A 20,933-nucleotide genomic window follows, 5' to 3' on the forward strand; every position below is an offset into this window, starting at 1 on the left:
GTGACGGCGTGGATGTCGTCGTCGAAGCCGTCACGCAGCTGGCCGCGCGCGACGATGCTCGGTGAGACCGAGTCGTCGGCGGGGGTGCCGTCGGGCAGCGGGGCCGGGGTGTCGACCGCGTTGTGGCGGGCGAAGACGCCCGGCGTCGGCGGGTTGCCCGGGTGGCGACCGGTGGCGGCGTACTCGGCCATCCGGTCCCGAGCGATGTCGCCCTGGCTGCGCCGGGGCGTCAGGGCCTCGCGGTGCGCGAGCACCATGGCGCCCAGCACCGCGGTGACCAGCAGCGCGGCGGTGAACTGCATCGCCACGACGTAGGGGCTGAACATCAGCTCCGCGAGCCCGAACACGTTGCCGTTCTCGTTGGCCGACCCGAGCCCGGTGACCGGGCCGAGGGCCGTCTGGCCGACGGCCGTGACGAGCACGAGGCCGAACCCGAGACCGGCGACCGACGCGGCGAGCCGCTGGCCCTTGATGGTCTCGGTCAGCGACTCCGAGGAGTCCACGCCCACGAGCATCAGCACGAACAGGAAGAGCATCATGATCGCGCCGGTGTAGACGATGATCTGCACGGCGAACAGGAACGGGGCGCCCTGCGCGGCGTACAGCACGGCCAGCCCGATCATGACGACCGCGACGCTGAGCGCCGCGTGCACCGCCTTGCGCGCGAAGACCAGCCCGAGGGCGGCCACCACCACGATCGGCGCGATGATCCAGAACGCGGTCACTCGCCCGGCTCCTCGTCCGTAGTGGCGCCACCGCTGGTGACGCCGACGATCGGGAGGGTCTTGCCCGCGTAGTAGTCGTGGTGGTCGTCGCTGATCAGCATCCCGTGCGGCGGCTCGACCATGCCCGGAAGCAGGGGTGCCAGCAGGTCGGACTTCTCGTAGATGAGGTCCTCGCGGTTGTTGTCGGCCAGCTCGTACTCGTTGGTCATCGTCAGGGCCCGCGTGGGGCACGCCTCGATGCACAGGCCGCACAGGATGCAACGCAGGTAGTTGATCTGGTAGACGCGGCCGTACCGCTCCCCCGGGCTGAAGCGCTCGTCGTCGGTCGTGCCGTTGGAGGCACCCTCGACGTAGATCGCGTCGGCCGGGCACGCCCAGGCGCACAGCTCGCAGCCCACGCACTTCTCGAGCCCGTCGGGCCAGCGGTTCAGCTGGTGCCGGCCGTGGAAGCGCGGCGCCGTCGGCACCTTCTCGAAGGGGTACTGCTGCGTGACGGGCTTCTTGAACATCGTGCGGAACGTGACGCCGAACCCGGCGATCGGGTCCCACAGCGTCTCCTTCAGGCTGCCTCCGCCGTTCGACTGCTGACTCATCGTCGGACGCCCTCCTTCCGGTTCCAGGACTGCTCGGGCATGGGCGGGGTCGGGTACCCCGCAGCGGGGCCCTCGTCGTCGGGCGCGGTCGCGCCGTCGGCTCCACTGGTCGGCACGGGTTCGGGCTTCTTCCGCTCGGGGATGAACAGGCTGACGAGCAGCACCACGGCGGCGACCCCGGCCGCGACGAACAGCGTCTGGCGGTCGAAGGTGCCGTCGGTCATGCCCTTGCGGACGATGATCACGGCCACGATCCAGGCCAGCGAGATGGGGATGAGCACCTTCCAGCCGAACGCCATGAACTGGTCGTAGCGCATGCGGGGCAGGGTGCCGCGCAGCCAGATGAACAGGAAGATGAAGCCCAGCGTCTTGCCGAGGAACCACAGCACCGGCCAGTAGCCCTCGTTGAGCATGCCGTCGTTGATCTGGCCGAGTCCGAACGGCGCGCGCCAGCCGCCGAGGAACAGCGTGGTGGCCAGCGCCGAGACGGTGACCATGTTGATGTACTCGGCCAGGAAGAACAGCGCGAACTTCAGCGACGAGTACTCGGTGTGGAACCCGCCGACCAGCTCGCCCTCGGCCTCCGGCAGGTCGAACGGCGCACGGTTCGTCTCGCCGACCATGGCGATGATGTAGATGATGAACGACGGCAGCAGCGGCACGAAGAACCACAGGTCCTCCTGGGCGGCCACGATCTCGCTCGTCGACATCGAGCCGGCGTAGATGAACACCGTCACGAAGCTCAGCCCCATCGCGACCTCGTAGGAGATCACCTGGGCGCTCGAGCGAAGACCGCCGAGCAGGGAGTAGGTGGAGCCCGAGGACCAGCCGGCCAGGACGATGCCGTAGACGCCGATCGACGTGACGGCCAGGACGTACAGCACGGCGACGGGCATGTCGGTCAGCTGCAGCGGGGTGACGGTGTCGGTGAAGGGGATCCGCACCTCGGGACCGAACGGGATGACCGCCCAGGCCAGGAAGGCCGGGATCGTGGCGAGGATCGGCGCGAGCACGTAGACGACCTTGTCGGCCGCCTTGACGACGATGTCCTCCTTGAGCGCGAGCTTGACGCCGTCGGCGAGGCTCTGCAGCAGGCCGAACGGGCCGTGCACGTTCGGGCCGACGCGGTGCTGCATGCGGGCCACGACGCGACGCTCGAACCAGATGTTGAACAGCGTGTAGACCACGAGGATCACGAAGACCAGCAGCGCCTTGAGCGCCACCACCCACAGCGGCTCGTTGCCGAACAGCTCACTCATGAGCGGCACCTCCAGCGCTCAGGCGGACGACCGAGCCGTGATCGGCGCCGAGGACGCCGCGCAGGTGGACGCCGTTGTTGCCGGGTGCCCACACGACGCCGTCGGGAAGGTCGGCCACCTGCGTCGGGAAGGCGGCGCTGCCGAGGTCGGTCGCGATCGTGGCGATGCCGCCCGGCTCGACGCCGGCCGAGGCGAGGGTCGCGACCGAGGCCTTGAGCACGGCCGGTCGCGCGGTGGCGCGGTAGCGCTCCTGGCCGTCCTGCAGACGGCCGTCGTCGACCAGCTGGCGCCACGTGGCCAGCAGGACCTCGCCGGACCCGGGTGCCGACGGTTCGGGAGCTGCCAGGTCGGGGTCGGCGACGCCGGACCCGTCCCACGGTCCCAGCTCCCGCATGCTGCGCATGGCGCCGGTCGTGGTGCGGAAGCCGAGCGGTGCGCCGAGCTCCTCGGCGATGCCGGCGAGCACCCGCACGTCGGTGAGGGACCCGGGCACCTGGAGCACCGTGTCGAACGGACGCAGCCGTCCTTCCCAGGTGACGAAGGTGCCGGACTTCTCCACGGGCGGGGCCACCGGCAGCACCACGTGCGCGGCACGGGTGACCTCGCTCTCGCGGACCTCCAGGCTGACGACGAAGTCGGCGGCGGCCAGGGCGGCACGTGCGGCCGCCGGGTCGGGCAGGTCGTCGATCTCGACGCCGCCCACGACGAGGGCGCGCAGCTGGCCCTTGGCGACGGCCTGCAGGATGCCGCTCGTGTCGCGTCCGGCCTTGGCCGGCACGGAGCGGATGCCCCAGGCCGCGGCGAGGTCGGCGCGCGCCTCGGCGTCACCCACCGGGCGTCCTCCCGGCAGCAGGGTCGGCAGGCACCCGGTCTCGACGGCGCCACGGTCCCCCGCACGGCGCGGCACCCACGCGAGGCGGGCTCCCGAGCGCTCGGCCAGACGCACGGCGGCGCTGAAGGAGCCGGGCGCACTGGCGAGACGGTCACCGAGCAGGACGATCGCCCGGGCGTCGAGGCCCAGCTCGTCCGCGGCGGTGCCCAGTCCGTCCAGCACCGAGGCCTCCTCGCCGGGTCGGGCGGTGAGCAGCTCACCACCGCACTTGGCGAGGCCACGGGTGGTGTGCGAGCCCACCGCGACGACGCGGACGCCGTGCTTGGAGGCCTTGCGCAGGCGCAGGAAGAGCGTGCCCGCCTCGTCCTCGGGCTCGAGCCCGACGAGCAGGACGGTCGAGGCCGACTCGAGGTCGCGCGTGACGACGTCGCGCCGGGCCGCCACCCGCGCAGCGAGGAACGCCGACTCCTCGAGGGAATGCGGACGGGTACGGAAGTCGATGTCGTTGGTGCGCAGGGCAGCGCGCGCGAAGACGCTGTAGGCGTAGGCGTCCTCGGCGGTCAGGCGACCTCCGGGCAGCACGCCGACCTTGCCGGCGGCCTCGCGCAGACCGGCCGCGGCCGCGGCCAGCGCACCCGGCCACGAGGCCGGCACCAGCTCGCCGGAGTCCGGGTCGCGCACGAGCGGCGTCCGCAGCCGGTCCTGCTGACGGCTCCACGCGAACGCGAAGCGGTCCTTGTCGGTGATCCACTCCTCGTTGACCTCGGGGTCGTCGCCGGCCAGGCGGCGCATGACCGCGCCGCGACGGTGGTCGACGCGGATCGCGGCGCCACAGGCGTCGTGCTCACCGACGGACGGCGTCGAGACGAGGTCGAAGGGGCGCGACCGGAACCGGTAGTCGGCACTCGTGAGGGCGCCGACCGGGCAGATCTGGATGGTGTTGCCGGAGAAGTAGGAGTGGAACGGCTGCTCGCCGCCCTCCCGGCGGTCACCGAAGGCCGCCTCGTCGGTGGCCGGTCCGATCCCGACCTGCTGACGGGCCCCACGCTCGACGAGCGCGATGAACGGGTCGCCCGCGATCTGCTCGGAGAAACGGGTGCAGCGGGCGCAAAGCACGCAGCGCTCGCGGTCGAGCAGCACCTGCTCGGAGACCGCCAGCGGCTTGGGGAACGTCCGCTTGGTCTCGGCGAACCGGCTCTCGCCGCGGCCATGGCTCATGGCCTGGTTCTGCAGCGGGCACTCGCCGCCCTTGTCGCACACCGGGCAGTCGAGCGGGTGGTTGACGAGCAGCAGCTCCATCGTGCCGTGCTGGGCCTTCTCGGCGACGGGCGACGTGACCTGCGTCCTGACGACCATCCCAGGGGCCACCTCGAGGGTGCACGACGCCTGCGGCTTGGGGAACCCACGACCGTTGCCGGCGTCGGGGACCTCCACGAGGCACTGGCGGCACGCCCCCACGGGCTCGAGCAGCGGGTGGTCGCAGAAGCGCGGGATCTCGGTGCCCACCAGCTCGGCGGCGCGGATGACGAGCGTCCCCTTGGGCACGCTCACCTCGACGTCGTCGATGGTGCACGTGACGAGGTCGACGGGGGTCTGCGTCTCGCGGGAGGCCTCGAGGGTCATGCGGTCACCTCGCTCGGGAACAGGGTCGACGCCGCAGGCGGGAACAGCTCGGCCGACGGCGTGTGCAGGCCGGCCTCGAACTCGCTGCGGAAGTGCTGGATGGCCGACGTGATGGGGCTCGTGGCGCCGTCGCCCAGCGCACAGAAGGACCGTCCGAGGATGTTGTCGCACAGGTCGAGCAGCAGCTCGATGTCGCCCTCGCGGCCCTCGCCCGCGTCGAGACGCTGCAGCACCTGCACGAGCCACCACGTGCCCTCGCGGCACGGCGTGCACTTGCCGCACGACTCGTGCTTGTAGAACTCGGTCCAGCGCAGCACGCAGCGCACCACCGACGTGGTCTGGTCGAAGACCTGCAGCGCCTTGGTGCCGAGCATGGACCCCGCTGCGCCGACGCCCTCGTAGTCGAGGGGGACGTCGAGGTGCTCGGCGGTGAGGATCGGGGNNNNGAGCAGCTGGCGCAGGGTGATGCCGAGCGGCGCCTCGTACTGACCGGGACGCTTCACGTGGCCCGACAGCGAGTAGAGCGTGAAGCCCTTGGACTTCTCGGTGCCCATGGAGCCGAACCAGTCGATGCCACCGCGCACGATGGCCGGCACCGAGGCGATCGACTCGACGTTGTTGATGACCGTGGGGCTGGCGTACAGACCCTCCACGGCGGGGAACGGCGGACGCAGCCGGGGCTGGCCGCGACGGCCCTCCAGCGAGTCGAGCAACGCCGTCTCCTCGCCGCAGATGTAGGCGCCCGCGCCGGCGTGGATGACCAGGTCGACCCGCCGGCCGGAGCCCAGGACGTCGGCTCCGAGGTAGCCCGCCTCGTAGGCCTCGCGGCACGCGGCGCGGAGCCGGCGCACGACGTGCAGCACCTCGCCGCGCACGTAGATGAAGGCCTGCTCCGCCCGGATCGCCAGGCTCGCGATGATGACGCCCTCGATCAGCTCGTGGGGGTTGGCCATCATGAGCGGGATGTCCTTACACGTGCCCGGCTCGGACTCGTCGGCGTTGACCACGAGGTACTTGGGGTTCGGGTTGTCCTGCGGGATGAAGCTCCACTTCATGCCCGTCGGGAAGCCGGCGCCTCCGCGGCCACGCAGGCCCGCGTCCTTGACCAGGGTGACGATCTCGTCGGGCGCCATGTCGAGCGCCGAGCGCAAGGCCGCGTAGCCGTCGCGCTCCTCGTAGGCCGCGCGGGTCCAGGACCGCTCGTCGGCCCAGTTCCGGCTCAGCACCGGCGTCAGCACGTCAGTCATCGGACTCCCCGCTCTCCTTCGAGCCGCCACCCTCGACATCGGCGTCGGACTCCTCCGCCACGGTCTCGTCCTCGGCCCGACTGGTGTCGGCCTCCGCCTCGGCCCTGTCCTTCTCCGCCCGTGGCCCGGAACCCCCGCCGGCGGCCTCGGACTCGGTCGCCGCGCTCGGCGGGCCACCGGCGGTCGTGTCGAGCGGCGGGGCGGACCAGCCACGCTCGTTGGCGATCTCCAGACCCACCAGCGACGCGGCTCCCGCGGACGGACCCTCGTCGACCCGGCCGTCCTCGAAGCCGGCGAGCACGCGCTCGGCCTCGCGCCAGCTGGTGATCGTGGCCCCTCGGCTGGAGGTGACCTGCTCGCCGGCACGCAGCCGGTCGACGAGCTCCACGGCCGACTCCGGCGTCTGGTTGTCCATGAACTCCCAGTTGACGGTCAGCACCGGCGCGTAGTCGCAGGCCGCGTTGCACTCGATGTGCTCGAGCGTGACCGTGCCGTCGGCGGTGGTCTCGTCGTTGCCGACGTCGAGGTGGTCCTTGAGCCGCTCGAAGATCAGGTCGCCGCCCATGACCGCGCACAGCGTGTTGGTGCACACGCCCACGTGGTGCTCGCCCATGGTCCGACGCTTGTACATCGTGTAGAAGGTCGCGACGCCCGAGACCTCGGCCGCCGAGAGGCCGAGCAGCTCGGCGCAGAGCTCGATGCCCTCGGCCGTGACGCTGCCCTGCACGGACTGCACGAGGTGCAGCATCGGCAGCAGCGCGGAGCGCGCCTGCGGGTACCGCCCCATGAGCTCGCGGAGCTCACCGACCGTGGTCTCGTCGATCGCCGGCGTGGACGACTGCAGCTCGCTCATCGATCGACACCTCCCATGACCGGGTCGATGCTGGCGATGGCCACGATGACGTCGGAGATCATCCCGCCCTCGCTCATGATCGACGTGCCCTGCAGGTTGATGAAGCTGGGATCGCGGAAGTGCGCGCGGTACGGGCGGGTGCCGCCGTCGGACACGACGTGGCAGCCGATCTCGCCGCGCGGCGCCTCGATGGCCACGTAGGCCTGGCCGGGCGGGACCCGGAAGCCCTCGGTGACGATCTTGAAGTGGTGGATGAGCGCTTCCATCGACTCGCCCATGATGTGCCGGATGTGCTCGGCGGAGTTGCCCTGGCCGTCGGAGCCGACGCTGAGCTTGGCCGGCCACGCGATCTTCGGGTCGTCGACCATGACCGGCGCTCCCTCGAGGGTCGCCAGACGCTCGATGGCCTGCTCGACGATGCGCATGGACTGCCACATCTCCTCCAGGCGCACCCGGAAGCGGCCGTAGGCGTCGGGCTCGTCCCAGGTGACGACGTCGAAGTCGTACGTGTCGTAGCCCCAGTACGGCTGCTTGCGGCGCAGGTCCCAGTCGTAGCCCGTGGCGCGCAGCGGCGGGCCGGTGAGACCGAGTGCGAGGCAGCCGTCGAGCTCGAGGTGGCCGACACCCTTGAGGCGCCCCTTGAAGATCGGGTTGGCGTTGCAGAGGGCGGCGTACTCGGGCAGGCGCTTCTTGAGCACCGCCACGGTGTCGCGAAGCTGCTGCAGGCCCCCGGCCGGCAGGTCCTGGGCCACGCCGCCGGGGCGGAAGTACGCGTGGTTCATGCGCAGCCCGGTGATCGCCTCGAACAGGTCGAGGATCAGCTCACGGTCGCGGAACCCGCAGGTCATGACCGTCAGCGCGCCGATCTCCATGCCGCCCGTGGCGATGCACACGAGGTGGGAGCTGATGCGGTTGAGCTCGAGCATGAGGACACGGATGACCTGGGCCTTCTCGGGGACGTCGTCCTCGATCCCGAGCAGCCGTTCGGTCGCGGCGACGTAGGCGGCCTCGTTGCTGAAGGGGGCCACGTAGTCCATGCGGGTGCAGAAGGTCACGCCCTGCGTCCAGGTGCGGAACTCCATGTTCTTCTCGATGCCGGTGTGCAGGTAGCCGATGCCGGGGCGGGCGTCCTTCACGGTCTCGCCGTCGATCTCGAGGATCAGGCGCAGCACGCCGTGCGTCGACGGGTGCTGCGGGCCCATGTTGACGACGATGCGGTCACCGTCGACGGCCGAGGCGTCGATGGTGTCCCAGTCCTGGCCGGTGACCGTGAAGACCGGTCCCGACGGCGTCTCGCTGGTGCCGGCGTACGCGTCGTGAGTGCCGGTCTCGTGGGTGCTCGTCACGAGTAGCTCCTGCGCTGGTCGGGGCTCGGGATCGTGCCGCCCTTGTACTCGACCGGGATGCCGCCCAACGGATAGTCCTTGCGCTGGGGGTGGCCCTGCCAGTCGTCGGGCATGAGGATGCGGGTGAGGGCGGGGTGGCCGTCGAACTCGATGCCGAACATGTCCCAGGCCTCGCGCTCCTGCCAGTCGGCCGTCGGGTAGGTGGCCACGACGCTGGGCACGTGCGGGTCGGCGTCGGGGCAGGTGACCTCGAGCCGGATGCGGCGGTTGTGGGTCATCGACAGCAGGTGGTAGACGACGTGCAGCTCGCGGCCGGTCTCGTGCGGGAAGTGCACGGCCGAGAGGCTGCTGCAGAACTCGAAGCGCAGGGCCGGGTCGTCGCGCAGGTGGCGGGCGGTGTCGGCGAGGGCCTCGCGGCGGACGAAGAAGGTGATCTCGCCGCGGTCGACGACGACCTTCTCGATCGCGCCGGTCTCCTCGGTGAGGGTGGCGAGCCGGCCGTGGACGTCGTCCCACCAGCTGGTCCCCCCGGCACCGAAGGGTGGCTGCGAGGGGGCGGGCATGGCCACGGGACGGGTCATGCCGCCGTAGCCGCTCGTGTCGCCCGTGCCGTGCACGCCGAACATGCCCTCGCGGACGTCGACGACCTCGAGGGTCTCGGCGTCGCTGGGGACCACGCTGGTGTCGGCGCTCGCGGCCCCGTCGTCAGTGGCCTCGGCGTCCGCGGCCCCGGCCTCAGCAGCCCCGGACCGAGCAGCCTTGGGGTCGCGGGAGCGGTCCTGCGTGTCGGTGTGGGCGTCGACCGTCTCGGTCTTGTCGCCCACCGCGGGCTTCGTCGCCTTGTCGGCGGCCTTCTTCCTCGCGGGCTTCTTCTTCTCGTCCGCCATCAGCGCATCAGGCCCTTCATGGCCGACGTGGGCGTGGCCGACAGCGCGACCTGCTCGTCGGCCTTGATCTCGGCGAGGCGGTTGGCGCCGAGCTTGGTGTGCTGGATCTGGTCGTGCAGCTTGAGGATCGCGTCGATCAGCATCTCGGGTCGCGGCGGGCAGCCGGGCAGGTACATGTCGACGGGGACGACGTGGTCGACGCCCTGGACGATCGCGTAGTTGTTGAACATGCCGCCGGAGCTGGCGCACACACCCATGGCGAGCACGTACTTGGGCTCGGCCATCTGGTCGTAGATCTGGCGCAGGACGGGGGCCATCTTGTTGCTCACGCGGCCGGCGACGATCATCAGGTCGGCCTGGCGCGGGCTGGGGCGGAAGACCTCCATGCCGAAGCGCGAGGAGTCGAACCGGGGCGCGCCGAACGTCATCATCTCGATCGCGCAGCACGCCAGCCCGAAGGTGGCGGGCCAGAACGAGGCCTTGCGCATGTAGCCGGCGAGGCCCTCCACCGTCGAGAGCAGGACGCCGCTGGGCAGCTTCTCCTCAAGACCCATCAGGTCCACTCCATTCCGCCGCGCCGCCACTCGTAGGCGTACGCGATCGTGACGTTGACGAGGAACAGCAGGATCGCGAAGACCGCGAACCAGCTCATCTGGTCGAAGGCGACCGCGAAGGGGTAGAGGAAGACGATCTCGATGTCGAAGACGATGAACATCATCGCGGTGAAGAAGTACTTGATGCTCACCTTGCCGCCGCCCTCGGGCAGCGGGCTCGGCTCGATGCCGGACTCGTAGCGGTCGAGCTTGGCGCGGTTGTACCGCTTGGGCCCGGTGAACGGGGCGATGCCCACGCTGAACACGGCGAACCCTGCCGCGAGCGCACCCAGGACGAGAACGGGTGTGTACTCGTTCACCGCCACCTCCAGCGAGATCGACGCAACCTGACGTAGAGCGAGATCGTGACCTTGTGAATCACTTCACAACGTGACCTGCGCCTCACTCTACGCCCGGCTCGGACCACCTGTAACTGAGGTCACACTAACCTCGCCCCGCACGCCGTCAGCGGTGGTGCGGCTCGCCCGTCACCACGTGGTCCGCATGGCCGATGGCCTCGAGCAGGAGCCGCCGCAGATGGCCGCCGACGAGCGTGTACCGCACCCGTCGGCCCTCGCGGTGCGCCTCCACGAGGCCGGCCAGCCGCAGCTTCGCCAGGTGCTGGCTGACCGAGGTCCGGCTCGCGTCCACGGTGTCGGCGAGCGTGGAGACGTCGGCGTCCTGACGGGCGAGCACCCACAGCAGGTGCAGCCGGGTGCGGTCGGAGAGGAGCCCGAAGACCTCGGACGCCTCCGCCAGGCGCTCCGGCGTCGGCTCGACGTCGTGGCGCAGGCTCGGCTCGGCCCGCACCGTCCTCGCGTCCGCACCGGTGTCGCTCACCCGGTCATTGTGTCGCAGGCACGGGCTCCTCCGACCCGGCGCGCCGCGGCGTCAGAACCACGACCGCCGCCACGAGGGCAACCCCGCCGAGCGCCACGAGCGCGAGGGCCGGGGAGACCTGCACGCCGACGAGCCCCGCCAGCGGGTACGTGAGGAGGTAGCAGGCGTGCGACCACGCGAAGTGGCCGGCGAACAGCACCGAGAGGGTCCGCCCTTCGGCCTGGGCGCGCAGCACCTGACCCGACGGAGTCAGCACGAGCGACGACCCCAGGCCCAGCAGCGCCCACAGGACCACCAGCCCTGCAGTGCTGCCGACCGCAGCCCCACCGGCCAGCAGCGTGACGGCGACGACGACCGCGCCGAGCCGCATCGTCGACCACGGGTCGCCCCGACCCGGCAGCCAGCCGGCGCGCGAGACGAGCAGCGCCCCGACGACCGACCCGGCGCCGAACACGGCCAGCACGACCCCCACCCCTGCCTCCGCGCCGCCGACGTCGTCCACGAGCGTCGGCGTGAGCACCAGCGCCGCGGCGTACGCACACGCAACCACGAGGTCGAGCAGGAGGAGCCGGCGCAGGGCCGAACGCCGGAGGAACTCCACGAACCCGCCGCCCACGCGGTCGTCGTCCCGCACCGGCGGGGCGGCACCAGGCGGACGCGCCAGGAGCACGGCGACCGCGGAGCCGACGAAGCCCGCCCCGGCGAGCACGAAGAGCGCGCGGGCGTCGACGACGAGCAGCGCGAGTGCCGCGAGGGACGGACTCACCACGGCCTCCGCGTCGTAGGCCACGCGCGACAGCGACAGCGCCTGGCGGTAATCGCCCTCGTCGCCGAGTACCCGAGGCAGCAGTGCCTGGTAGGCGGGCGTGAAGCCCGCCGAGGAGGCTTGGAGGACCAGCACGAGCAGGTAGACCTGCCAGGTGGCGTCGACCAGAGGCAGCGCCAGTGCCACCGCCACCCGCACGACGTCGGCTCCGACGAGCACCCGTAGCGGTGCCCAGCCCGCGGTCACGCGTGCGATCCACGGCGACAGGACGACGTACGCGGCGATCTTCACGGTCAGCGCCGTCGCCAGCACCCCCGCCGCCCGCGGTCCGGCGAGGTCGGCGGCGAGCAGCGCGAGGGCGACCGTGAGGACGCCGGTCCCCAGGAGACCGCTCAGCTGCGCGGCGAAGAGCCGGGCGTAGGTCGGGTGACGGCGGAGCGTGGTGAGCACGTGACCATCATGTGCGCATGCGCGCACATGTGCAACGGGGAAGGTGCGTCCACCAGCACGGCCCCGACGTTCGGCTCGCGCAGGTTCGCCCCCGCGGACGTGCCGACGCCCTAGGGCCTCCCCCGCCCGGTCAGGGACGGACGGAGTGGTGCAGCGCGACGATCCCGCCGGAGAGGTTGTGCCACTCCACGCGGCCCCAGCCCGCCTCGACCATGCGCAGCGCCAGACCCTTCTGGTCGGGCCACGCGCGGATGGACTCCGCGAGGTAGACGTACGACTCCGGGTTCGACGACGTGCGGCGCGCGATGCTCGGCAGCGCCCGCATGAGGTAGTTGGAGTAGAGCGCGTCGAACGGCTCCCACGTGGGCGTGCTGAACTCGCACACGACGATCCGTCCGCCGGGGCGGGTCACGCGCAGCAGCTCGGTGAGCCCCTGCACCGGGTCGTGGATGTTGCGCAGCCCGAAGGAGATCGTGACGGCGTCGAACGAGGCGTCCGCGAACGGGAGCCGCATCCCGTCGCCCGCGACGAACGGCAGGTGCGGGAAGCGACGACGGCCCTCCTGGAGCATGCCGAGGGAGAAGTCGCACGGGACCACGGTGGCGCCGGCCTCGCGGAACGGCTCGCTCGACGTGCCGGTGCCCGCGGCCAGGTCGAGGATGCGCTCGCCGGGCTGCGGATCGACCAGCTCGACGACCCGACGGCGCCAGCGTCGGTCCTGTCCCATCGACAGCACGTCGTTGGTCAGGTCGTAGCGACGCGCGACGGTGTCGAACATGCGCGCGACGTCGCGGGGCTCCTTGTCCAGGCCTGCTCGGGTCACCTCCTTACCTTCCCACGAGTAGCCTGGATCGGGTGACGAGCCCTCCGACGCCAGCCGTCGACACCGCCTCAGCAGCGAGCCCCCTGCCGAGGCCGCTCGTGGCCCGCACCGTGGAGGTCGACGACCCGGGCCCCCTCCTGGCCCTGCTGGGCCGCGACGTCGACGCCGTCGCCTGGGTGCACCACGGTGACGGGCTCGTCGGCTGGGGTCGTGCCGCCGCGTTCTCGACGGACGGCCCCGACCGCTTCGAGCGCGCGCACCGCTGGTGGCGCGAGGTCACCCGGCACAGCGTCGTGCGCGACGAGGTCGAGGTGCCCGGGAGCGGCCTGGTGGCCTTCGGCAGCTTCGCCTTCGCCGACGACGGCCGCGGCAGCAGCCTCGTCGTCCCCGAGGTCCTGGTGGGCCGACGCGACGGTCGCAGCTGGGTGACGGTCGTCGGCACCTCCATCAGGACCGCGCCCGAGCTCGTCCCTGCCGAGGCTCCCGTGCACCCGACCGGCATCGAGCTGGTCGACGGGCCCGTCGACAGCGACGCCTGGCAGGACGTCGTCGCCGAGGCGGTGCGTCGCATCGCCGCCGGGCAGCTCGACAAGGTGGTGCTCGCCCGCGACCTCGTGGCCGAGCTGGACGAGCCGCTCGACGTCCGCGCCCCCCTGCGTCGCCTCGCCCGCGACTACCCCGGCTGCTGGACCTTCCACGTCGACGGCTTCTTCGGCTCCACGCCGGAGATGCTGGTGCGCCTGGAGCGCGGGCTGGTCACGTCGCGCGTGCTGGCCGGCACGATCCGGCGGACCGGCGACGACACCCGCGACCTCGCGCTCGCCGCGTCCCTCGCGCGGTCCAGCAAGGACCTCGAGGAGCACGAGTACGCGGTGCGCTCGGTGGCCGAGGCGCTCGCCCCGCACTGCCGCAGCACCAACGTCCCCGACGCCCCGTTCGTGCTGCACCTGCCCAACGTCATGCACCTCGCGACGGACGTGACCGCCGTGCTGCGCGGCGACGCCAGCGCCCTGACGCTCGCGGCCGCCCTGCACCCGTCGGCGGCCGTCGGCGGCACCCCCACCGACGCCGCCGTGGCCCTGATCGCCGAGATCGAGGGACTCGACCGCGGCCGCTACGCCGGGCCGGTCGGCTGGATCGGGGCCGAGGGCGACGGCGAGTGGGGCATCGGGCTGCGCTCGGCCCAGCTGGAGGCCGACGGCCACCGCGTTCGCCTCTTCGCCGGCTGCGGCATCGTCGCGGACTCCGTCCCCGCCGACGAGCTGGCCGAGAGCCAGGCCAAGCTCGTGCCCGTGCGCGACGCCCTCGCCTGACGCCGACCGACCAGTCCCAACGTCTCGGACACTTCCGGGGCACTTTCGTGCCCTGGAATGCACCGCAGGTGTCCGAAACGCGAGGACTGACGGGTCGGGACTACTCCTTGAGCGTCTTCTTGCCGCCGTGCAGGAGCGTCACGATGAGGTTGAGGCCCTTCTCGTCGCGCACGGTGCGCTTGAAGGACGTCAGGTTCAGCGGCGGGGCGTAGCGCTGGCGCGTGATGGCCTTGGCGTACGTGAACTCCTTGAGCCCGTCGGGGCCGTGGATGCGCCCGAAGCCGGACTCGCCGACGCCGCCGAACGGCAGGCCGGGCACGCCCGCGAACGTGATGATGCCGTTGACCGACGTCATGCCCGAGCGGATGCGACGGGCGATCTCCATGCCGTTGCGCTTGGAGAACACCGCACCCGCGAGGCCGTACTTGCCGGCGTTCGTGAGGCGCACCGCCTCGTCCATGTCGCGCACCGGGTTGATCGCCAGCGTCGGGCCGAACGTCTCCTCGGTGATCGCACTGGACGTCTCCGGGACGTGGGTCAGGATCGTGGGCTGGACGAACCGCTCGCCCACCGCGTCGAGGCCGCCGACGACGGCGGTGGCACCGCGGTCGAGGGCGTCCTGGACGTGGCCGCGGATCACGTCCACCTGCGACGGCATGGTGATGGGGCCGATGTGGGCACCCGCGTCACCGCCGGCGCGCAGGCCCTGGGCCTGCTCGGTGATCTCGGCGACGAACGCGTCGAACACCCGCTCGTGCACGTACACGCGCTCGGTGCCGATGCAGGTCTGGCCGGCGTTGGACATGCCGCCCCAGAGCGCGGCCTCGGCCGCCTTCGCGATGTTGGCGTCCTCGTCGACGATCAGCGAGTCCTTGCCGCCGGCCTCGATCACGACGGGCGTGAGCCGCTCGGCGCACGCGGCCATGACCTTCTTGCCGGTGGCAGTGGAGCCGGTGAACGCCAGCTTGTCGACGCCCGAGGTGCACAGGGCGGCACCCGTGGGGCCGAGGCCGGTGACCGTCTGCAGGACCGGGATGCCGCCGACGACCTCGCTGAGGGTGTCGGCCAGCCACACGCCGACGCCCGGCGTGTACTCGCTGGGCTTGAACACGACGGTGTTGCCGGCGGCGAGGGCGTAGGCGATCGAGCCCATGGGCGTGAAGACCGGGTAGTTCCACGGACCGATGACGCCGACCACGCCGAGCGGCTTGTACTCGACCGTCGACTTCTGGTTGGCCATGACCAGGCCGGACGACACGTTCTGCGGGCCGAGCACCTTCTTGGCGTGCTTGGCGGCCCAGGCGACGTGGTCGATCGCGAGCGCGATCTCGAGCTGTGCGTCGGCGATCGGCTTGCCCGTCTCGCTGCGCGAGAGCGCCGCCAGCTGCGCGATGCGGCGGGTGATGACGCTGCGCCACGTGAGCAGGTGCTCGGCCCGCTCGTCGAAGCTCAGGGCACCCCACCACTGCGCGGCGTCGCGGGCCCGCTCGACGGCGAGCGCGACGTCCTCGGGGCCGGCGACCGGGTGGACACCGACCACGTCGCCCGTGGCCGGGTCGAGCGACTCGAAGGTCTCGACACCGTCGGCAGGCACCGAGGCGGACGTGGCGGGCGGGTTCGGGTGACGGTCGAACGTCGAGGTCATCGGGACTCCTTGATGAGGTCGGCAGCCTTCTCGCCGACCATGATGGTGGGGGCGTTGGTGTTGCCACGGGGGACGGCGGGCATGACGGAGGCGTCGGCGATCCGCAGGCCCTCCACGCCGCGAACGCGCAGCTGCGGGTCGACGACGCTGTCGTCGCCCGTGCCCATCGCACAGGTGGCGACGGGGTGGTAGAGCGTCTGGCACAGGCGCCCGATGGAGGCGAGCACCTGGTCCTCGGTCGGGTCGAGCGACGCGGGCTCCCACGGCGCCTTGACGAAGCGGGCCAGCGGACCGTCCTTCAGGATCTCGCAGGCGCGACGGATGCCGGCGGCGAGCGCCTCGAGGTCGGCGCGGTCGTCGAGGTAGCCCGCCTCGATCTCCGGCTTCCACGTCGGGTCGGCCGAGCGGAGGCGCACGTGCCCGCGGCTCTTCACGTTGACGAGCGTGGCGGCGAGCGTGAGCGCCGGCTGCGACGGCTCGTGCAGGCCGTTGTCCCAGAAGCCGGTGGGCGCGAAGTGGAACTGCAGGTCGGGCAGGTCGAGGTCGTCGCGGCTCTTGAAGAACGCACCGGCCTCGGCGACGTTCGAGGTGAGCGGTCCGCGGCCGAGCTTCTGCGCCTTGAGCAGCTGGGGCAGGTTGAGCGACGCGGCGATGTCGGTGGTGTCCTGCGTGTGGGCGAGCACCCCCGACACGGGGTGGTCCTGCAGGTTCTGGCCGACGCCCGGCAGGTCGACCTGCACGTCGATGCCGTGCTCCTTGAGATGGGCGCCCGGGCCGATGCCCGACAGCATGAGCAGCTGCGGTGAGTTGACGGCGCCACCGGCGAGCACGACCTCGCCGTTCACGCGCACCGACTCGGTGAACGCGCCCCGCCGGTACGTGACGCCCACCGCACGCCTGGCGCCCTTCGTGCCCTCGAGGTCGATCGACGTCACGAAGGCCTCGGTGCGCAGCACCAGGTTCGGGCGGCCGAGCGCAGGCCGGATGTAGGCGTCGGCCACGGACCAGCGCCGACCCTTGCGGCACGTGACCTGGTAGAGCCCGGCGCCCTCCTGCTCGGCGCCGTTGAAGTCGTCGGTGCGCTTCATGCCGTTGGCCACGGCCGACTCGACGAACGCGGTGCTGAGCTCGTGGTCGTGGCGGCGGTCCTCGACGTGCAGGGGACCGTCGTTGCCGTGGAAGGAGTTGCGGATCCGCTGATTGCCCTCGGACTTGCGGAAGTACGGCAGGACGTCGTCGTAGCCCCAGCCATCGGCGCCGTAGCCGTCGCGCCACTCGTCGTAGTCGGCGTGGTTGCCGCGGATGTAGATCATGGCGTTCATCGACGTGCAGCCACCGAGCGCCTTCATGCGCGGCCAGTCGGCCCGGCGGTTGCCGAGGTGCTTCTGCGGGGTGGTCTGGTAGCCCCAGTCCCACGACGTCTTGAACAGGGTGGAGAAGCCGGCCGGCAGGTGGATCATGTCGTCGTCGTCGGCCGGGCCCGCCTCGAGCAGCAGCACCCGGACGTCGGGGTCCTCGCTCAGGCGCGCGGCGACGACGCCGCCACCGCTGCCCGACCCGATGACGACGTAGTCGAAGGTCTCGATCCCCATGTCCGTCCTTCCCTCGTCCGGCTGCGAGGTCGTGGACGACCTACCGCCGGGATGCGTGATGCGCGTCACCACCGTACTCCCGGCATGGTCGATGACACCAGAACTGTCACGGTTTCTCGCCCACCGGACGGCCCCGTCGGACGGGGCCGTCGGACGGGGCCATCGGACGGGGCGCGGCCCTCTGCGGTCAGGAGCCGGCGAGGGCGCTCGTCGCGGCGGTGCGCAGAGCGGCGTCGAGGGCACGGCGGTCGTCGCGACGCAGGGTCACCTCGACCACCTCGAGCCCACCCGTCGGTGACGCGAGTGCGGCGGCGAGGCCGTCCGGCTCCACGCGTCGGTGCGGCACGTGGTACCCGGCGCAGAGCGCGCCAAGATCGGCACCCGTCGGGGTGCCGAAGACCCGCTCGAAGGCGTCGGCGTGCTCCGGGCCGCCCTGCTCGAGCGTCGCGAAGATGGCGCCGCCGTCGTCATTGACCACCACCACGGTGAGGTCGGGTCGGGGCTCGCCGGGGCCGACCAGCAGTCCGTTGCTGCCGTGCAGGAACGTGAGATCACCCATCACGGCGAGTGCTCGGGTGGAGTCGCGGGCGAGCGCCGCGCCCACCGCCGTCGACACCGTGCCGTCGATGCCCGCGAGGCCGCGGTTGGCGACCACGTAGCGGCGTTCCCCCACGATCCATGGCCTCGCGACGACGTCGAGGTCACGGATCGGCTGGGACGCGCCGACCACCAGCAGACCGCCGGGTGGGAGCGCCTCCGCCACGGTGCGGGCGACGGCGAGCCCCGACGCGGGGTTCGCGGCGACGACGGCGTCGACCGCGCCGACCACACGCGCGTCGGCGTCGGTCCACTCCCGCAGCCACGCGGCGTCACCGACCCCGGCCGCCGCGACCTCGTCGGTGAACGTGACGCGCGGACCGGCGGGCACCGGGAACGTGGCCTGCGTGCCCACGTGCACCACGTCGACGTCGGCGCGGGCGAGCAGCCGCGTGACGGGTCGGCTCAGCGTGGGGTGGCCGAACGAGACCACGCGCTCGACGCGGTCGGCGAGCGGCGCGTGGCCGAGCAGCAACCGGTACGTCGCGAGCGCGTCGCCGGTGCGCGAGCCCGACGTCGGCTCGGCGAGCAGCGGCCAGTTGGCGTCGCGGGCGAGCACCCGCGCGCGTCGGCCCGCGTCGTCGCCGGCGAGCACGACGGTGCGGGGCCCGGCGTCGAGCGTGACCAAGGTGCCCGGCTCGTACGCCCGTCGCACGCTGCCCAGGACGGACGCTGCGGGGTCGTCGAGGGTCCAGTCGATCGGCTCCACCAACGGCTCGTCGAGCTCGAGGTTGAGGTGCACCGGCGCGTCCGGGCCCATCAGCAGCTGCTTGACCCGGTCGATGCTCCGGATGCCGGGGAAGATGTCCGGCTGCACGGTGGTCTGGTTCGCGCCGGTGCCGCGCAGCCGCGCCGGGCGATCCGCGGTGACGGCGAGCACGCCGATGCCCGCGTGGAGCGCCTCGAGCATCGCCGGGTGCAGGTTGGCCACGGCGGTGCCCGACGTCGTGACCACGGGCACCACGCGGTGGGAGGTGCGGGCCAGGCCCAGCGCGAGGAAGCCGGCCTCCCGCTCGTCCACGCGCACGTGCAGACGGATGCGTCCGGCGCGGTCGGCGGCGTGCAGGGCCAGGGCGATCGGCGCCGACCGCGAACCGGGGGACAGGACGGCGTCCGTCACGCCGTGGGCCAGCAGCGTGTGCAGCAGCCGACGCGCGACACCGGTGGCGCGCTGCTCGCTCACGGCGCGTCCCCCACCCGGAGCAGCGCCTCGACCCGCTCGAACCTGGCCCGCCAGGCGGAGTCGGTCGGCAGGTCGGCGGCCACCGAGGCCAGGGCGGCGGGGTCGACGTCGACCCGGCGCACGGTCAACCAGCCGTCGACGGGCACCAGCGGGGCGTCCGTCACGTCGCCGCCGAGCAGCGAGGTGGTGCCCAGGCCGCAGGCGTAGGGCAGCTCCGGGAGCGCCGCGGCGAGCGCCACCCCGGCGGCGAGCCCCACGGACGACTCGACGGCACTGGAGACCACGACGGGCAGCCCGATCTCCTCGGCGACCCGCAGGCACGCTCGCACGCCCCCGAGCGGCTGGACCTTGAGCACCGCGACGTCGGCGGCCTCGAGGTCGCGCACGCGGTACGGGTCGGCGGCACGCCGGATCGACTCGTCAGCCGCCACCGGCACGTCGACCCGACGTCGGACGAGTGCGAGCTCCTCGACGTCGGCACACGGCTGCTCCACGTACTCGAGGGTGCCGACGGTGTCGAGCGCCCGGATCGCCACGACGGCGTCGTCGACCGACCAACCGCCGTTCGCGTCCACCCGGACCCGCCCGGCAGGACCCAGGGCGTCGCGCACCGCCTCGACGCGGGCGATGTCGTCGGCCAGCGACTGTCCGCGCTCGGCCACCTTGACCTTCGCCGTCGACGCTCCCGAGGCGCGCACGATCGCCGCCGCCTGCTCGGGGCCGACGGCCGGCACGGTGGCGTTCACGGGCACCCGGTCGCGCACCGGGTCCGGCCAGTCCTGGTGCGCCGCCTCGAGGGCGCTGGCGAGCCACGGCACGCACTCGGCGTCGTCGTAGTCGAGGAACGGGCTGAACTCGCCCCAGCCGGCCTCGCCCTGCAGCAGCACGCCCTCGCGTCGGGAGATGCCGCGGAACCGCACGGGCATCCCGATGGCGAAGGTGTGCACCGGCCGAGCCTATCGCCGCCGGGACGCGCGCACCGGCTCGTCGGCCGCCGGCTCCTGCGAACGGTGAGCCTGCGCACACCACGCCGTCCGGACCTGCACCCTCACCACGGGCGTGCCACCGTGGAGGCATGTCGCAGATCGCCATCGTCGGGGGCCACGGCCAGATCGCCCTCCACCTCATCGACCAGCTCCGTGCCCGCAGCCACGACGTCGTCGCGCTCGTGCGCAGCGACGCCCACGTGTCCGACGTCGAGCAGCGCGGTGCCACCGCGCGCCGCCTCGACATCGAGAAGCAGGACGCCGACGGCTTCGCCCACGCCTTCGAGGGATGCCACGCCGTGGTGTTCGCCGCCGGCGGCGGCGCCGACGGCAACATCGACCGCAAGAGGAGCGTCGACCTCGAGGGGTCGCTGAAGTCGATCGACGGGGCGAAGCTCGCCGGCATCAGCCGCTTCGTGCAGGTCTCGGCCATCGGCGTCGACCTGCCGCTGCCCGAGGACACCGACGACGTGTGGCGCGCCTACGTGGAGGCCAAGCGCGACGCCGACGTCGCCCTGCGCGGGAGCGGCCTCGACTGGACGATCGTGCGCCCCGGCCGCCTCACCGACGACCCGGCTCGCGGCACCGTGACGCTCGGCGACTCCGTGGCCCGGGGGGAGATCCCCCGCGCCGACGTGGCCGCCGTGCTCGCGGAGTCCCTCGACACCGGGGCGGGCATCGGCCGCCAGTGGGACCTCGTGTCCGGAGACACCCCGATCGACCAGGCCGTCGCCTCCGCCTGACGCCACTCGGACCTGGGGCGGGCGGCGGCTCACCCGC

The 20,933-nt window shown here is 72.2% G+C and carries 19 protein-coding genes and 1 pseudogene; 2 read left to right on the forward strand and 18 right to left on the reverse strand.

Going from position 1 to position 20,933, the window contains the following annotated elements; genetic code table 11:
* The 14 genes and pseudogenes from ASF38_RS02005 to ASF38_RS02065 all read right to left on the reverse strand — a co-directional run.
* Positions 1 to 725: NADH-quinone oxidoreductase subunit J (locus ASF38_RS02005; protein WP_056573313.1), on the reverse strand; the 725-nt coding region annotated here is incomplete at its 3' end.
* Positions 722 to 1,318: an NADH-quinone oxidoreductase subunit NuoI gene (nuoI, locus tag ASF38_RS02010; protein ID WP_055964060.1), complete on the reverse strand. Its 597-nt coding sequence runs from the start codon at positions 1,316 to 1,318 to the stop codon at positions 722 to 724. The genes ASF38_RS02005 and nuoI, both read right to left, overlap by 4 nt.
* Complete coding sequence (nuoH, locus tag ASF38_RS02015) at positions 1,315 to 2,577, reverse strand: NADH-quinone oxidoreductase subunit NuoH (RefSeq protein ID WP_056573316.1); 1,263 nt, start codon at positions 2,575 to 2,577, stop codon at positions 1,315 to 1,317. The genes nuoI and nuoH overlap by 4 nt, the downstream gene beginning before the upstream one ends.
* On the reverse strand, positions 2,570 to 5,032 hold the full coding sequence (locus ASF38_RS02020; protein WP_056573319.1) for an NADH-quinone oxidoreductase subunit G: 2,463 nt from the start codon (positions 5,030 to 5,032) through the stop codon (positions 2,570 to 2,572). The genes nuoH and ASF38_RS02020 overlap by 8 nt, the downstream gene beginning before the upstream one ends.
* The coding region (locus ASF38_RS18595) for an NADH-ubiquinone oxidoreductase-F iron-sulfur binding region domain-containing protein (RefSeq protein WP_304438639.1) at positions 5,029 to 5,474 on the reverse strand (446 nt) is incomplete at its 5' end. The genes ASF38_RS18595 and ASF38_RS02020, both read right to left, overlap by 4 nt.
* 4 nt (positions 5,475 to 5,478) lie before the next feature.
* Positions 5,479 to 6,279 (reverse strand): annotated as a pseudogene (locus ASF38_RS18600) (NADH-quinone oxidoreductase subunit F); the annotation flags it as partial.
* A complete protein-coding gene (nuoE, locus tag ASF38_RS02030) occupies positions 6,272 to 7,132 on the reverse strand; it encodes an NADH-quinone oxidoreductase subunit NuoE (RefSeq protein ID WP_056573326.1) in 861 nt (286 codons plus the stop codon). The pseudogene ASF38_RS18600 and the gene nuoE, both read right to left, overlap by 8 nt.
* Complete coding sequence (locus ASF38_RS02035; protein ID WP_056573327.1) at positions 7,129 to 8,478, reverse strand: NADH-quinone oxidoreductase subunit D; 1,350 nt, start codon at positions 8,476 to 8,478, stop codon at positions 7,129 to 7,131. The genes nuoE and ASF38_RS02035 overlap by 4 nt, the downstream gene beginning before the upstream one ends.
* Complete coding sequence (locus ASF38_RS02040) at positions 8,475 to 9,365, reverse strand: NADH-quinone oxidoreductase subunit C (RefSeq protein WP_082480241.1); 891 nt, start codon at positions 9,363 to 9,365, stop codon at positions 8,475 to 8,477. The genes ASF38_RS02035 and ASF38_RS02040 overlap by 4 nt, the downstream gene beginning before the upstream one ends.
* Positions 9,365 to 9,919, reverse strand: coding sequence for an NADH-quinone oxidoreductase subunit B family protein (locus ASF38_RS02045; protein ID WP_055964040.1), 555 nt, complete (start codon positions 9,917 to 9,919; stop codon positions 9,365 to 9,367). The genes ASF38_RS02040 and ASF38_RS02045 overlap by 1 nt, the downstream gene beginning before the upstream one ends.
* Positions 9,919 to 10,278, reverse strand: coding sequence for an NADH-quinone oxidoreductase subunit A (locus ASF38_RS02050; RefSeq protein WP_055964037.1), 360 nt, complete (start codon positions 10,276 to 10,278; stop codon positions 9,919 to 9,921). The genes ASF38_RS02045 and ASF38_RS02050 overlap by 1 nt, the downstream gene beginning before the upstream one ends.
* Positions 10,279 to 10,423: 145 nt before the next feature.
* Complete coding sequence (locus tag ASF38_RS02055; RefSeq protein WP_055964033.1) at positions 10,424 to 10,798, reverse strand: helix-turn-helix transcriptional regulator; 375 nt, start codon at positions 10,796 to 10,798, stop codon at positions 10,424 to 10,426.
* A 4-nt stretch (positions 10,799 to 10,802) separates the two neighbouring features.
* Entirely contained in the window at positions 10,803 to 12,014 is a 1,212-nt protein-coding gene (locus ASF38_RS02060; RefSeq protein ID WP_056573331.1) for an MFS transporter, read from the reverse strand.
* A gap of 130 nt (positions 12,015 to 12,144) precedes the next feature.
* Positions 12,145 to 12,837 (reverse strand): demethylmenaquinone methyltransferase, encoded by a 693-nt coding sequence (locus tag ASF38_RS02065; protein ID WP_055964025.1) that lies wholly within the window; start codon positions 12,835 to 12,837, stop codon positions 12,145 to 12,147.
* Positions 12,838 to 12,869: 32 nt separating this feature from the next.
* Between ASF38_RS02065 and ASF38_RS02070 the strand changes: the two genes are divergently transcribed.
* Positions 12,870 to 14,150: an isochorismate synthase gene (locus tag ASF38_RS02070; protein ID WP_082480246.1), complete on the forward strand. Its 1,281-nt coding sequence runs from the start codon at positions 12,870 to 12,872 to the stop codon at positions 14,148 to 14,150.
* Between the two features lie 100 nt (positions 14,151 to 14,250).
* Here ASF38_RS02070 and ASF38_RS02075 read toward each other — a convergent pair whose 3' ends face one another.
* The 4 genes from ASF38_RS02075 to ASF38_RS02090 all read right to left on the reverse strand — a co-directional run bounded on the left by ASF38_RS02075 (position 14,251) and on the right by ASF38_RS02090 (position 20,114).
* Positions 14,251 to 15,795, reverse strand: a complete 1,545-nt coding sequence (locus tag ASF38_RS02075; RefSeq protein WP_082480248.1) for an aldehyde dehydrogenase family protein — start codon at positions 15,793 to 15,795, stop codon at positions 14,251 to 14,253.
* Positions 15,792 to 17,387 (reverse strand): GMC family oxidoreductase, encoded by a 1,596-nt coding sequence (locus ASF38_RS02080; protein ID WP_056573334.1) that lies wholly within the window; start codon positions 17,385 to 17,387, stop codon positions 15,792 to 15,794. The genes ASF38_RS02075 and ASF38_RS02080 overlap by 4 nt, the downstream gene beginning before the upstream one ends.
* 187 nt (positions 17,388 to 17,574) lie before the next feature.
* Positions 17,575 to 19,167, reverse strand: a complete 1,593-nt coding sequence (gene menD / locus ASF38_RS02085) for a 2-succinyl-5-enolpyruvyl-6-hydroxy-3-cyclohexene-1-carboxylic-acid synthase (protein ID WP_056573337.1) — start codon at positions 19,165 to 19,167, stop codon at positions 17,575 to 17,577.
* A complete protein-coding gene (locus ASF38_RS02090; protein ID WP_082480250.1) occupies positions 19,164 to 20,114 on the reverse strand; it encodes an o-succinylbenzoate synthase in 951 nt (316 codons plus the stop codon). The genes menD and ASF38_RS02090 overlap by 4 nt, the downstream gene beginning before the upstream one ends.
* A gap of 128 nt (positions 20,115 to 20,242) precedes the next feature.
* On the opposite strand from ASF38_RS02090, the gene ASF38_RS02095 reads away from it, so the two are divergent.
* Positions 20,243 to 20,896 (forward strand): SDR family oxidoreductase, encoded by a 654-nt coding sequence (locus ASF38_RS02095; protein ID WP_055964017.1) that lies wholly within the window; start codon positions 20,243 to 20,245, stop codon positions 20,894 to 20,896.
* Positions 20,897 to 20,933 lie beyond the last annotated feature (37 nt).

This window comes from Aeromicrobium sp. Leaf272, assembly GCF_001422865.1.
Lineage (GTDB): Bacteria > Actinomycetota > Actinomycetes > Propionibacteriales > Nocardioidaceae > Aeromicrobium.

What these genes read in the sequence shown, in the direction of transcription:
- nuoH (WP_056573316.1), bottom strand. Translation starts at nt 2,577, where the DNA reads ATGAGTGAGCTGTTCGGCAACGAGCCGCTGTGGGTGGTGGCGCTCAAG.
- nuoI (WP_055964060.1), bottom strand. Translation starts at nt 1,318, where the DNA reads ATGAGTCAGCAGTCGAACGGCGGAGGCAGCCTGAAGGAGACGCTGTGG.
- ASF38_RS02020 (WP_056573319.1), bottom strand. Translation starts at nt 5,032, where the DNA reads ATGACCCTCGAGGCCTCCCGCGAGACGCAGACCCCCGTCGACCTCGTC.
- ASF38_RS02080 (WP_056573334.1), bottom strand. Translation starts at nt 17,387, where the DNA reads ATGGGGATCGAGACCTTCGACTACGTCGTCATCGGGTCGGGCAGCGGT.
- ASF38_RS02040 (WP_082480241.1), bottom strand. Translation starts at nt 9,365, where the DNA reads ATGGCGGACGAGAAGAAGAAGCCCGCGAGGAAGAAGGCCGCCGACAAG.
- ASF38_RS02045 (WP_055964040.1), bottom strand. Translation starts at nt 9,919, where the DNA reads ATGGGTCTTGAGGAGAAGCTGCCCAGCGGCGTCCTGCTCTCGACGGTG.
- nuoE (WP_056573326.1), bottom strand. Translation starts at nt 7,132, where the DNA reads ATGAGCGAGCTGCAGTCGTCCACGCCGGCGATCGACGAGACCACGGTC.
- ASF38_RS02075 (WP_082480248.1), bottom strand. Translation starts at nt 15,795, where the DNA reads ATGACCTCGACGTTCGACCGTCACCCGAACCCGCCCGCCACGTCCGCC.
- ASF38_RS02095 (WP_055964017.1), top strand. Translation starts at nt 20,243, where the DNA reads ATGTCGCAGATCGCCATCGTCGGGGGCCACGGCCAGATCGCCCTCCAC.